At 58.4% G+C, this 13,578-nt stretch carries 9 protein-coding genes; 6 read left to right on the top strand and 3 right to left on the bottom strand.

What is annotated here, in order from left to right:
• Window positions 1-45: 45 nt before the first annotated feature.
• Window positions 46-1,452 (top strand): YchO/YchP family invasin, encoded by a 1,407-nt coding sequence (locus ACZ6J2_RS04225; RefSeq protein WP_471724893.1) that lies wholly within the window; start codon window positions 46-48, stop codon window positions 1,450-1,452.
• Window positions 1,453-1,455: 3 nt separating this feature from the next.
• On the opposite strand, the gene narL is transcribed toward ACZ6J2_RS04225, so the two are convergent.
• The gene (gene narL, locus ACZ6J2_RS04220) at window positions 1,456-2,106 is read right to left on the bottom strand and encodes a two-component system response regulator NarL (protein WP_471724892.1); all 651 of its coding nucleotides are present in this window, start codon (window positions 2,104-2,106) and stop codon (window positions 1,456-1,458) included.
• Window positions 2,099-3,895, bottom strand: coding sequence for a nitrate/nitrite two-component system sensor histidine kinase NarX (narX, locus tag ACZ6J2_RS04215; protein WP_471724890.1), 1,797 nt, complete (start codon window positions 3,893-3,895; stop codon window positions 2,099-2,101). Before narX ends, narL begins: the two co-directional genes overlap by 8 nt.
• A gap of 309 nt (window positions 3,896-4,204) precedes the next feature.
• Between narX and ACZ6J2_RS04210 the strand changes: the two genes are divergently transcribed.
• The 5 genes from ACZ6J2_RS04210 (at window position 4,205) to narI (ending at window position 12,643) form a co-directional block, all read left to right on the top strand.
• On the top strand, window positions 4,205-5,602 hold the full coding sequence (locus ACZ6J2_RS04210; RefSeq protein ID WP_033145765.1) for a NarK family nitrate/nitrite MFS transporter: 1,398 nt from the start codon (window positions 4,205-4,207) through the stop codon (window positions 5,600-5,602).
• A 381-nt stretch (window positions 5,603-5,983) separates the two neighbouring features.
• Window positions 5,984-9,727: a nitrate reductase subunit alpha gene (locus tag ACZ6J2_RS04205; RefSeq protein WP_471724888.1), complete on the top strand. Its 3,744-nt coding sequence runs from the start codon at window positions 5,984-5,986 to the stop codon at window positions 9,725-9,727.
• The gene (gene narH / locus ACZ6J2_RS04200; RefSeq protein WP_471724886.1) at window positions 9,724-11,259 is read left to right on the top strand and encodes a nitrate reductase subunit beta; all 1,536 of its coding nucleotides are present in this window, start codon (window positions 9,724-9,726) and stop codon (window positions 11,257-11,259) included. The genes ACZ6J2_RS04205 and narH overlap by 4 nt, the downstream gene beginning before the upstream one ends.
• Window positions 11,256-11,966 carry a nitrate reductase molybdenum cofactor assembly chaperone gene (gene narJ / locus ACZ6J2_RS04195; RefSeq protein ID WP_039263578.1) on the top strand — a complete coding sequence of 237 codons (711 nt, stop codon included), beginning with the start codon at window positions 11,256-11,258 and terminating at the stop codon, window positions 11,964-11,966. The genes narH and narJ overlap by 4 nt, the downstream gene beginning before the upstream one ends.
• Entirely contained in the window at window positions 11,966-12,643 is a 678-nt protein-coding gene (narI, locus tag ACZ6J2_RS04190; RefSeq protein ID WP_023312107.1) for a respiratory nitrate reductase subunit gamma, read from the top strand. Before narJ ends, narI begins: the two co-directional genes overlap by 1 nt.
• On the opposite strand, the gene ACZ6J2_RS04185 is transcribed toward narI, so the two are convergent.
• Window positions 12,640-13,536 carry a DMT family transporter gene (locus ACZ6J2_RS04185; RefSeq protein ID WP_471725071.1) on the bottom strand — a complete coding sequence of 299 codons (897 nt, stop codon included), beginning with the start codon at window positions 13,534-13,536 and terminating at the stop codon, window positions 12,640-12,642. The two genes, narI and ACZ6J2_RS04185, sit on opposite strands and share 4 nt — an antisense overlap.
• Between the last annotated feature and the right edge of the window lie 42 nt (window positions 13,537-13,578).

The following is a 13,578-nucleotide window of genomic DNA, read 5'->3' as shown; positions in this document are numbered from 1 at the left end:
TAATAGGAGTTTATTCATAAACACAGGTTCTTATTTACGACGTTGATGGCTGTATCGTCCCGCATTCGTTTGCTGTTTTTACTCTCCCTTGTTACGGTCGGAGCCGTTCACGGTGCGCCGAATTCCTTTATGCAGCAGGCGCAAAATCCCTTTGATAATAACGGGGATAGTTTGCCCGACCTCGGCATGGCGGCACCAACGGGCGAGGGGGAAAAACACCTGGCCGAAATGGCGAAAGCCTTCGGTGAAGCCAGCATGACCGACAACGGCCTGACAACGGGCGAGCAGGCGCGTCAGTTTGCGTTTGGCCAGGTGCGCGACGCGGTGAGCGGCGAAGTGAACCAGCAGATTGAGTCCTGGCTTTCGCCCTGGGGGAACGCCAGCGTGAACCTACTGGTGGATAACGATGGCAAATTTAACGGCAGCAGCGGGAGCTGGTTTATCCCCTGGAACGATAACAACCGTTACCTGAGCTGGAGCCAGCTTGGCCTGACCCAGCAGACGGATGGCCTGGTCAGTAACGCCGGAATCGGCCAGCGCTGGGTCGCCGGGAAATGGCTGCTGGGTTACAACACGTTTTACGATAACCTGCTGGACGAAAACCTGCAGCGTGCCGGGCTGGGCGCGGAAGCGTGGGGGGAAAATCTGCGCCTGTCAGCCAACTATTATCAGCCCTTCGCCGGCTGGCGCGATCGCTCCGACGTCCAGGAGCAGCGTATGGCGCGCGGATATGATGTCACCGCTAAAGCCTGGCTGCCGTGGTTCCATCATCTCAATACCAGCGTGAGCTTCGAGCAATACTTTGGCGATAACGTCGATCTCTTCAATAGCGGAACGGGCTATCACAATCCGGTGGCGGTGAATCTGGGGCTTAACTATACCCCCGTTCCGCTGGTCACCCTGACCGCCGCGCACAAGCAGGGCGAAAGTGGCGCGAGCCAGAATAACCTTGGGCTGAAGCTCAACTATCGCTTTGGCGTGCCGCTGGTGAAGCAGCTTTCCGCCGGTGAAGTCGCCGCCACGCGTTCCCTGCGCGGAAGCCGCTACGACTCGCCGGAGCGCAATAGCCTGCCGGTGATGGAGTTCCGCCAGCGTAAAACGCTGTCCGTCTGGCTGGCGACGCCGCCGTGGGATCTGAAAGGGGGCGAGACCGTTATGCTGAAGCTTCAGGTTCGCAGCGCGAACGGCATTCGTGAGATCCACTGGCAGGGGGATACGCAGGCGCTGAGCCTGACGTCGCCGGCCAAAAGCAACAGCAGCGACGGCTGGAGTGTGATTATGCCTGCCTGGGATGACAGTGAAGGGGCGACAAACCGCTGGCACCTGTCGGCGGTAGTTGAAGATGAGAAAGGCCAGCGCGTCTCGTCCAATGAGATCGTGCTGACCGTCGTGCAGCCGCTGGTCGCATTGCCGGACAACGACCCGCGCTGGAAGCTTCTGCCGGAGGAGTAATCCTTAAAAAATGCGTTCCTGATGCACCCACACCGCGGCTTCAACGCGGGATTTTAACTTCATTTTCTTCAGCATATGCTTCACGTGCACTTTGACCGTGCTTTCGGTGATGTCCAGACGGCGGGCGATCATTTTGTTCGGCAGCCCCTGGGCAATGAGTTTAAGAATATCGCGCTCGCGCGGGGTTAACTGGCTGACGTCACGGTCAGAGGTCGCGCGATTGGCGCGCAGGCTGGCGGCCAGCACCGGCGTTAAGGCTTCGCTGAGAACCATCTCGCCCGCCGCGGCCTGCTGCAGCGCCTTAAGCAAGTCTTCCGGCTCCATATCCTTGAGCAGATAACCATCCGCCCCGCGCTTCAGCGCCGTGACTACATCCTCTTCATGGTTCGACACGCTAAAGACGACGATGCGCCCGGAAAGCGATTTTTCCCGCAGCTTGTCGAGAGTTTCCAGACCGTTCATGCCGGGCATATTCAGATCGAGCAGGATCAGATCGGGATCGAGGGTTTCGGCAAGCTCAATGCCCTGTTCACCGTTGCTGGCTTCGCCAACCACGGTGATATCGGGCGCCATGCTGACCAGCTGTTTCACGCCAGTACGCAGCATCGGATGGTCGTCGATCAACAGGATGGATGCCGGTTCCTGATTAGTCATGGGTTTCTCCTTGAGCAGTTGTAAGCGGTTTCTCGGGAATAAAGGTGACCACGACTTCCGTGCCACCCGTCTCTCTCCGGCGAACCTGGCAATCACCGCGCAGGCTTTGGGCGCGGTCTCGCATAATAATTAAACCATAGTGGTTAGTGCGTTCGGCATTTTCCGGCACGCCGCGGCCGTTGTCGCGAACCGTGAGCTTCACCTGATTGCTGTGCTGGCTGACGGTGACCGTTACCGCCGTCGCGCCGGAATGCTTAAGCACGTTGCTCAGCGCTTCACGGGCGATCTGCAGTACATGTATGGCCTGATGGGAGGGGACAAACCGCGGCGGCAGCTGGTAGTCCAGCTTCACCGGGAACCCCAGCCGGGCGCTAAATTCGTGACAGCTGGCCTCCAGCGCCGGACGCAGGCCCGGCTCGGTCAGCTGCAGACGGAAGGTGGTCAGCAGCTCGCGAAGCTGTATCCAGGAGGTGTTCAGCTCGTTGCGGATCTGGCTGAGGAGCTGCTTGTTGCTTTCGGGCATCTCCGCATCCTGCATCTGCAGGCAGCTCACCTGCATTTTCATACAGGAGAGCGACTGGGCGATAGAGTCGTGAAGCTCGCGGGCGATGGTCGCGCGCTCTTCCATGACGATCAGCTGCTGCTGCTTTTCCTGATGCCTGTCGAGCGCCAGTGTGGCCGTTAGCTGTTCGACCAGCGTATCGACCAGCTGCTGCTGGTCGTGGCTCAGGTGACGCCCGGCTGGCAGCGTTGCCAGCAGAATACCGTACTGGGTGTGGCTGTCGGTCAGGCGCCACTTCAGGGTGGTGCCGCCGGACGTCAGCGGCGGCAGGCCGCGAGGGCAAAGATGGCAGCCTTTGTCATCGCAGGACATATCCGACTGACAGGTAAATTCCTGATGGTTATCTTCGTCTTCCACGTCGTAGACGCGCAGTTCAAGGTCGTGAAGCAGGGTCAGATTTTGCAGGCCATTCAGCACCGGCGAGAGGCGTTCGCATAGCGGCACCTGCATGTGCAGACGACGGTTGGCCTGCCACAGGAAGGAGAGGATCTCGTTTTTCTGCTCCAGTCCGGCCGTTTTTTCCTGAACGCGCTGTTCCAGCACCGCGTAGCTCTCGGAGAGTTCCGCCGACATGGTGTTGAGCGCCTGGCCGAGCATGGCCATCTCGTTGCGCCCGCTGATGTGCGTGCGCTGGGTAAAATCGCGTGCGGTCACCGCGCGGGCCATTGCCAGCAGCTGTTTCCACGGGTTCAGCAACCGCGCGCGGAGCCAGACGATGGTGAAGATCAGCAATAGCCCCATAAACAGCGCCATGGCGCGGTGCACCATCACCACCCGGTCGATGCGTAATTCGGTGGTTTGGTCGAAAGAGGAGACCAGCGCATCAATGCGGGAGACGAACCCCGCCACGTCCTGCGCAACGGTTACGGTGCTGCGCGCCTGTTTCAGCCCGGGCTCCAGCTGGGTGTGCCAGTAGCCCTGAAGGGCTTTGAGCTGATATTGCTGACCGGCGCGGATGGCGGCGTTTTCCAGTTCGGGGCTGAAGACCGTGCGCTCCATTTCATCAATCAGGGGCCGATCGTCCTGCGTCAGGGGAACCGACGCCAGCAGGCGATAACTCTGCATGCGTAGCGAGCCTGCCTCGTTGATGGCATGCGCATTACCCTGTACTCCCTGTACCAGCCAGCCGGAGATCGCCATGCCGGTCACGCCGATGGCGGTGGACAGCAAAACAATCAGAGCGAGCTGATTCACGAGCGTCAGCGGAGATAAACATCTTTTTAACATAGAGGTGGCGTGCTCCTGACGTGGCCTGCTTGCAGGAATGGCGCTATTCTGGTGCATACCCTGGAGTATACCCATACCAATAAAGGATTACCCCTAAATTGCCAACGGAGTAGGGGGAAGGAGGTGGGGGTAGTCTGGAACCGTCAGTGCCGTGAAAAACCATGTCTTTTTTACCGAATTAGCCTACTCACTAAGGGTGAGGCCTTATTTTACGCCGCAAATCCTCCCACTTTTCCTTTGATTTATATCAACTTACCGCCGCCCTAAAACCCTAATGTTTGCAGCATCATTCGAGAATCAGAGGTGTCTATGAGTCACTCATCCGCTCCCGAAAGGGAAAATGGTGCCGTTATTACAGACTGGCGTCCAGAGGATCCGGCGTTCTGGCAACAGCGCGGCCATCGTGTAGCAAGCCGGAATCTGTGGATTTCCGTGCCGTGTTTGTTATTAGCGTTTTGCGTATGGATGTTGTTTAGCGCGGTGGCGGTAAATCTGCCGAAAGTGGGTTTTACGTTTACGACCGATCAGCTGTTCATGCTGACCGCGCTGCCGTCGCTGTCAGGCGCGCTGCTGCGTGTGCCTTACGCGTTTATGGTGCCGGTGTTTGGCGGTCGTCGCTGGACGGCGTTCAGTACGGGTATCATGATCGTCCCCTGCGTCTGGCTCGGCTTCGCGGTGCAGGATACCTCTACGCCGTTCAGCGTATTCGTGATTATCTCCCTGCTGTGCGGTTTTGCGGGTGCGAACTTCGCCTCCAGCATGGCGAACATCAGCTTCTTCTTCCCGAAAGCAAAGCAGGGCGGCGCGCTGGGCATTAACGGCGGTCTGGGCAACATGGGCGTCAGCGTGATGCAGCTCATTGCCCCGCTGGCGATCTCGGTCTCCATTTTTGCGGCCTTTGGCGGCGGTGGCGTTGAGCAGGCGGATGGTTCTTCCCTCTATCTGCAGAACGCCGCCTGGATCTGGGTGCCTTTCCTGGTGGTCTTCACCCTCGCAGCCTGGTTCTTTATGAATGACCTGTCCGCGTCGAAGGCGTCGCTGAGCGAACAGCTGCCGGTGCTGAAGCGTGGACACCTCTGGGTGATGGCGCTGCTGTATCTGGCCACCTTCGGTTCGTTTATCGGCTTCTCTGCGGGCTTCGCGATGCTGTCGAAAACGCAGTTCCCGGAGATTCAGATCCTGCACTTTGCCTTCTTCGGACCGTTTATCGGTGCCCTGGCGCGTTCGCTGGGCGGCATGGTCTCTGACCGTCTCGGCGGTACCCGCGTTACGCTGGTGAACTTCGTCGTGATGGCGGTCTTCTGCGCGCTGCTGTTCCTGACGCTGCCCGTCGACGGGCAGGGCGGTAACTTCATCGCCTTCTTCGGCGTGTTTATGGTGCTGTTCCTGACGGCCGGGCTGGGGAGCGCGTCTACCTTCCAGATGATCTCCGTGATCTTCCGTAAGCTGACGATGGATCGCGTGAAGGCGCAGGGCGGGAGCGAAGAGCAGGCGATGCGCGAAGCGGCGACGGATACGGCTGCGGCGCTGGGCTTTATCTCTGCCATCGGCGCGATTGGCGGCTTCTTTATCCCGAAAGCGTTCGGTATCTCTCTGGACCTGACCGGCTCACCGGCTGGTGCCATGAAAGTCTTCCTCGTCTTCTATATCGCCTGCGTTGTGATTACGTGGCTGGTGTATGGCCGAAATACCAAGAAAAATAAGTAAGTGTGATTATCCGTTTACGCGGCCTTCGGGCCGCGTTTTTTTTAGCCTGAATAATAGTTACAACATACTTACGGCTTTTACGGCAGACGCCTGCGGTGACACTGTGATCGCCATCGCTTTGCAGGTGGGTCTACCCCTTAATACCTGAGATATTAAATGTTGACTGACTTTTTGTACGATAAAATAAAAATAACTCTATATTTCATTATGATATGAAATTCTTGAAGATACCGCTTTGGTGGTATTTGGTGTAATCCCTCCCCGGAAAGTCCCTCCTCGTCTTGATCGTTATCAATTCTCCCCCTCTTTCAGGGCGTTACCTTCGCTGCAAATCAGCAATGTCGATTTAGAGAGCCACAGGCTCCACACAGGAGATACCCGATGAGCAAATTTTTGGACCGGTTTCGCTACTTCAAACAGAAGGGTGAAACTTTTGCCGATGGGCACGGCCAGGTTCTGGATACCAACCGGGACTGGGAAGACGGTTACCGTCAGCGCTGGCAGCATGACAAAGTCGTCCGTTCGACCCACGGCGTGAACTGTACCGGTTCATGCAGCTGGAAGATTTTCGTTAAAAATGGTCTGGTGACCTGGGAAATGCAGCAGACCGACTATCCGCGCACCCGCCCGGATATGCCAAACCACGAACCGCGCGGCTGCCCGCGCGGTGCCAGCTACTCCTGGTATCTCTACAGCGCTAACCGTCTGAAATACCCGCTGATGCGCAAGCGCCTGATGAAAATGTGGCGTGAAGCAAAAGTACAGCACAGCGATCCGGTGGATGCCTGGGCATCCATCATCGAAGACGCGGACAAAGCAAAAAGCTTCAAGCAGGCTCGCGGTCGCGGTGGTTTCGTTCGCTCCTCATGGAAAGAAGTGAACGAGCTGATTGCCGCCTCCAACGTCTACACCGTCAAAACCTACGGCCCGGATCGCGTGGCGGGCTTCTCGCCTATCCCGGCGATGTCGATGGTCTCTTACGCCTCCGGGGCGCGCTATCTGTCGCTGATCGGCGGAACCTGCCTGAGCTTCTACGACTGGTACTGCGACCTGCCGCCTGCGTCTCCGCAGACCTGGGGCGAGCAGACCGACGTGCCGGAATCCGCGGACTGGTACAACTCCAGCTACATCATCGCCTGGGGCTCTAACGTTCCTCAGACGCGTACGCCGGACGCGCACTTCTTTACCGAAGTCCGTTACAAAGGCACCAAAACCGTGGCGGTGACCCCTGACTACGCGGAAATCGCCAAGCTTTGCGATCTGTGGCTGGCGCCGAAACAGGGTACCGACGCCGCGATGGCGATGGCGATGGGCCACGTCATGCTGCGTGAATTCCATCTTGATAAGCCAAGCCAGTACTTCACCGACTACGTTCGCCGCTACACCGACATGCCGATGCTGGTCATGCTGGAAGAGCGTGATGGCTACTATGCCGCGGGCCGCACGCTGCGCGCCGCCGATCTGGTGGATTCGCTGGGCCAGGAAAACAACCCTGAGTGGAAAACCGTTGCGTATAACAGCAACGGCGAGCTGGTGGCGCCAAACGGCTCTATCGGCTTCCGCTGGGGCGAGAAGGGCAAGTGGAACCTTGAGCAACGCAACGGCACCACCGGCGAAGAGACGGAGCTGCGCCTGAGCATGCTGGGTAGCCAGGACGAGATCGCCGAGGTCGGGTTCCCGTACTTCGGCGGTGAAGGTTCAGAGCACTTCAACAAGGTTGAACTGAAAAACGTTCTGATGCACAAACTGCCGGTTAAGCGCCTGCAGCTGGCCGACGGCTCTACCGCGCTGGTCACCACCGTTTATGACCTGACCATGGCGAACTACGGTCTGGAGCGCGGACTGGACGATGAAAACTGCGCAACCGGCTATGACGACGTGAAGGCCTACACCCCGGCCTGGGCGGAACAGATTACCGGCGTGCCACGCGCGCACATTACCCGTATCGCACGTGAGTTTGCAGAAAACGCGGACAAAACGCACGGTCGTTCGATGATCATCGTCGGCGCGGGTCTGAACCACTGGTATCACCTCGATATGAACTATCGCGGTCTGATCAACATGCTGATCTTCTGCGGCTGCGTCGGTCAGAGCGGCGGCGGCTGGGCGCACTACGTCGGCCAGGAAAAACTGCGTCCGCAGACCGGCTGGCAGCCGCTGGCGTTTGCCCTCGACTGGCAGCGTCCGGCACGCCATATGAACAGCACCTCCTACTTCTATAATCACTCCAGCCAGTGGCGCTACGAAACGGTCACCGCGCAGGAGCTGCTGTCGCCGATGGCGGATAAATCCCGCTACAGCGGCCACCTGATTGACTTCAACGTGCGTGCGGAACGCATGGGCTGGCTACCGTCGGCGCCGCAGCTGGGCACTAACCCGCTGCGCATTGCGGAAGCGGCGAAGCAGGCGGGCATGTCTCCGGTGGATTATACCGTGAAGTCCCTGAAGGATGGCTCAATCCGCTTCGCGGCTGAACAGCCGGAGAACGGTAAAAACCATCCGCGCAACCTGTTCATCTGGCGCTCCAACCTGCTGGGCTCGTCCGGTAAAGGCCACGAGTACATGCTGAAATACCTGCTCGGTACCGAAAACGGTATCCAGGGGAAAGATCTCGGCAAGCAGGGCGGCGTGAAGCCGGAAGAGGTCGAGTGGAAAGATAACGGCCTCGACGGCAAGCTGGATCTGGTGGTGACGCTCGACTTCCGTCTGTCCAGCACCTGCCTGTACTCCGACATCGTGCTGCCAACCGCGACCTGGTACGAAAAAGACGACATGAATACCTCGGATATGCATCCGTTTATTCATCCGCTGTCTGCGGCCGTTGACCCGGCGTGGGAATCGAAAAGCGACTGGGATATCTACAAAGACATCGCGAAGAAATTCTCCGAAGTCTGCGTAGGGCACCTCGGCAAAGAGACCGACGTGGTGACGCTGCCAATCCAGCACGACTCGGCCGCCGAACTGGCGCAGCCGCTGGACGTGAAGGACTGGAAAAAAGGTGAATGCGACCTGATCCCGGGCGTAACCGCGCCGCACATTATTCCGGTTGAACGCGACTATCCGGCAACCTACGAGCGCTTTACCTCTATCGGCCCGCTGATGGAAAAAATCGGTAACGGCGGGAAGGGGATCGCCTGGAACACCCAGAGCGAAATGGATCTGCTGCGCAAGCTCAACTACACCAAAGCGGACGGCCCGGCGAAAGGCCAGCCTATGCTGAACACGGCGATTGATGCGGCAGAGATGATCCTGACCCTGGCCCCGGAAACCAACGGCCACGTTGCCGTCAAAGCCTGGGCGGCGCTGAGCGAGTTCACCGGCCGCGACCATACGCACCTGGCGACGAATAAAGAGGAAGAGAAAATCCGCTTCCGCGATATTCAGGCGCAGCCGCGCAAGATTATCTCCAGCCCGACCTGGTCTGGTCTGGAAGATGAGCACGTGTCCTATAACGCGGGCTACACCAACGTTCACGAGCTGATCCCATGGCGCACCCTGTCAGGCCGTCAGTCGCTGTATCAGGATCACCAGTGGATGCGCGACTTCGGTGAAAGCCTGCTGGTCTACCGTCCGCCAATCGACACCCGCTCCGTGAAAGCGGTGATGGGCGCGAAATCGAACGGTAACCCTGAGAAGGCGCTGAACTTCCTGACGCCGCACCAGAAGTGGGGCATTCACTCCACCTACAGCGACAACCTGCTGATGCTGACCCTGTCTCGCGGCGGTCCGATTGTCTGGATGAGCGAAACGGACGCCAAAGATCTGGGTATCGAAGATAACGACTGGATAGAAGTGTTCAACAGCAACGGTGCCCTGACGGCGCGTGCGGTGGTGAGTCAGCGCGTACCGGCCGGGATGACCATGATGTACCACGCGCAGGAACGTATCGTTAACCTGCCGGGGTCAGAAATTACCGAGCAGCGCGGCGGGATCCACAACTCCGTGACCCGCATTACGCCGAAGCCGACCCACATGATCGGTGGCTATGCGCAGCTGGCCTACGGCTTTAACTACTACGGCACCGTAGGATCGAACCGCGATGAGTTCGTGGTGGTACGTAAGATGAAGAATATTAACTGGTTAGACGGCGAAGGTAATGACCAGGTACAGGAGAGCGTAAAATGAAAATTCGTTCACAAGTCGGCATGGTGCTGAATCTGGATAAATGCATCGGCTGTCATACCTGCTCAGTCACCTGTAAAAACGTCTGGACCAGCCGTGAAGGTATGGAGTACGCCTGGTTCAACAACGTGGAAAGCAAGCCGGGCACCGGCTTCCCGACCGACTGGGAAAACCAGGAGAAGTGGAAGGGCGGCTGGATCCGTAAAATCAACGGCAAGCTGCAGCCGCGCATGGGTAACCGTGCGATGTTGCTGGGAAAAATATTCGCTAACCCGCACCTGCCGGGCATCGACGATTACTACGAGCCGTTTGACTACGACTACCAGAACCTGCACAACGCGCCGGAAAGCAAGCACCAGCCGATCGCCCGTCCTCGCTCGCTGATCACCGGTCAGCGCATGGACAAAATCACCAGCGGTCCAAACTGGGAGGAGATTCTGGGCGGCGAGTTCGAGAAACGCGCCAAAGACCAGAACTTCGAGAACATGCAGAAGGCGATGTACGGCCAGTTCGAAAATACCTTCATGATGTATCTGCCGCGCCTGTGCGAGCACTGCCTTAACCCGGCGTGCGTGGCGACCTGCCCAAGCGGCGCCATCTACAAGCGTGAAGAAGATGGCATCGTGCTGATCGACCAGGACAAGTGCCGCGGCTGGCGTATGTGCATCACCGGCTGCCCGTACAAAAAAATCTACTTCAACTGGAAGAGCGGTAAATCTGAGAAGTGCATCTTCTGCTATCCGCGTATCGAAGCCGGAATGCCGACCGTCTGCTCAGAAAGCTGCGTAGGCCGTATTCGCTACCTCGGCGTGCTGCTGTATGACGCGGATGCGATTGAAAATGCCGCCAGCACCGAGCACGAGAAAGATCTGTATCAGCGTCAGCTGGACGTGTTCCTCGATCCGAACGATCCGAAGGTGATTGAGCAGGCGCTGAAAGACGGCGTGCCGCAGAGCGTGATTGACGCGGCGCAGCAGTCACCGGTGTACAAAATGGCGATGGACTGGAAGCTGGCCCTGCCGCTGCATCCGGAATACCGCACCCTGCCGATGGTCTGGTACGTGCCGCCGCTGTCGCCGATTCAGTCTGCCGCTGACGCGGGCGAACTGGGCAGCAACGGCATCCTGCCGGACGTGGAAAGCCTGCGTATTCCGGTTCAGTACCTGGCGAACCTGTTGACCGCTGGGGATACCCAGCCGGTTCTGCTCGCGCTGAAGCGTATGCTGGCGATGCGTCACTTCAAACGTGCGGAAACCGTAGACGGTGTGATCGATACCCGCGCGCTGGATGAGGTCGGTCTGACCGAAGCGCAGGCGCAGGAGATGTACCGCTATCTGGCGATTGCCAACTACGAAGACCGTTTCGTGGTGCCGAGCAGCCACCGCGAGCTGGCGCGTGAAGCCTTCCCGGAAAAAAATGGCTGTGGCTTTACCTTTGGCGACGGTTGCCACGGGTCAGACAGCAAATTCAACCTGTTTAACAGCCGCCGCATCGATGCCATGGATGTAACCAGCAAAACGGAGCCGCACCAATGATTGAACTCGTCATTGTTTCGCGTCTGCTCGAGTACCCTGATGCTGCGCTTGCGCAGCATCAGCAGGAACTCTTTGATGCACTCGCGTCATCTGAAAACCTGGATAAAGACGATGCCCAGCGGCTTGGCGTTTTCCTCCGCGATCTGCTGGCGCGCGACCTTCTGGATGCCCAGTCGGACTACAGCCAGCTGTTTGACCGGGGGCGTGCGACCTCGCTGCTGCTGTTTGAACACGTTCACGGTGAGTCCCGTGACCGCGGTCAGGCGATGGTGGACCTGATGGCCCAGTACGAACAGCACGGCCTGCAGCTCGACAGCCGCGAGCTGCCGGATCATCTGCCGCTGTATCTGGAGTACCTGGCGCAGCTGCCGAAAGAAGAGGCGCTGGGCGGTCTGCAGGATATCGCGCCGATCCTGGCGCTGCTCGGTGCGCGTCTTCAGCAGCGGGAGAGCCGCTATGCGGTGCTGTTCGATCTGCTGGTGAAGCTGGCCAACGCCGCGGTCGACAGTGAAAAAGTGGCGGAGAAAATCGCGGATGAAGCCCGCGACGATACCCCACAAGCGCTGGATGCAGTCTGGGAAGAAGAGCAGGTGAAATTCTTTGCTGACCAGAACTGCGGCGAGTCTGAAATCTCCGCTCATCAGCGTCGTTTTGCCGGCGCGGTTGCCCCGCAATATTTGAATATCTCTAACGGAGGACGGCACTAATGCACTTCCTGAATATGTTCTTCTTTGACATTTACCCGTATATCGCGGGCACCGTGTTCCTGGTGGGAAGCTGGCTGCGTTACGACTACGGCCAGTACACCTGGCGTGCTGCATCCAGCCAGATGCTGGATCGTAAAGGGATGCATGTGGGCTCTAACCTGTTCCATATCGGTATTCTGGGGATTTTTGCCGGTCACTTCCTCGGGATGCTGACGCCGCACTGGATGTATGAAGCGTGGCTACCGATCGAGGTGAAGCAGAAGATGGCGATGATCGCCGGCGGTGCCTGCGGCGTGATGACTCTGGTGGGTGGCCTGCTGCTGCTGAAACGTCGTCTGTTCAGCCCGCGCGTGCGTGCGACCACGACCGCAGCGGATATTCTGATCCTCTCCCTGCTGATGGTGCAGTGCGCGCTGGGCCTGCTGACCATTCCGTTCTCGGCGCAGCATATGGACGGCAGCGAAATGATGAAGCTGGTCGGCTGGGCGCAGTCCGTGGTGACCTTCCACGGCGGAGCCTCCGCGCACCTGGACGGCGTAGCGTTTATCTTCCGCGTTCACCTGGTACTGGGGATGACGCTGTTTGTGCTGTTCCCGTTCTCTCGTCTGGTGCATATCTGGAGCGCGCCGGTGGAGTACCTGACGCGCAAATACCAGATTGTGCGCGCCCGTCGCTAATTCGCCGTTTTGATACCAACCCCGCACTCGCGGGGTTTTTTTTCGCCCCAGCCCAGGTTATTGCCCGCGGCAGCAAACAGGATCAGCGCGCCACCCGCCAGCTGCGTCAGGTTCAGCGAGTGTCCAAACACCAGATTATCGACAACGATCGCCACCACTGGATAGATAAACGACAGGGAGCCGGTAATGGGCGTAGGCAACTTCTGGATCGCGCTGTAGAGCAGCTGGTACATAATGCCTGTATGGACGATGCCCAGCATCAGCAGGATCGGCCAGGGAAAATCACCGGAAAATGACGGCATGCTGGCAAACGGCAAAAGCATCACGACGCCCGTCAGCACCTGAATAAAGGCAATATGCTGCGGCGCAACGGATCTGAGCTTGCGGGCGATAATGGCCGTGACCGCATAGAAGAAAGCCGCGGCCATCGCCAGGCCGATTCCGGCGAGCCATTCACTGCCGTGCGCGCCGGTCAGCTCGCTGGAGAGCAAGATCACCACGCCACCGAAGGCGAGGAACAGCCAGCCCCATTTCACCAGGCTAACGCGCTCACCTAAAAACATCCCCATTAAGACCAGCATAAACGGCTGGGTGTTATAGACCACGGTAGAAAGACCAATGGAGATCCGCTCATAGGCTGCGAAGAGCAGCAGCCAGTTCCCCACGAGCGCTACGCCGCCGAGAATGGCCAGCAGCAGCGTGGTGCGGGTGAGGGGACTAAAGGGCTTTTGACTCACCCGGATAAAAATAAAAAGCGCTATTGCCCCGATAAGACAGCGCCAGAACACCACTTCCGTCACCGGCAGACCGCTGAGTAAAACAAACGCACCGATAGAGCCGGAAATTAACATCGCCAGGCTCATTTGCCAGACGCCTTTATGGAAATCACGCATCATCCACCTCCTGATTGTATGACGCTATTGTCGAAAATCGCT

This window comes from Enterobacter sp. E14S (assembly GCF_055666685.1).
The sequence above is the reverse complement of the archived record's forward strand: the minus strand, read 5'-3'. Positions and strand labels throughout refer to the sequence as shown.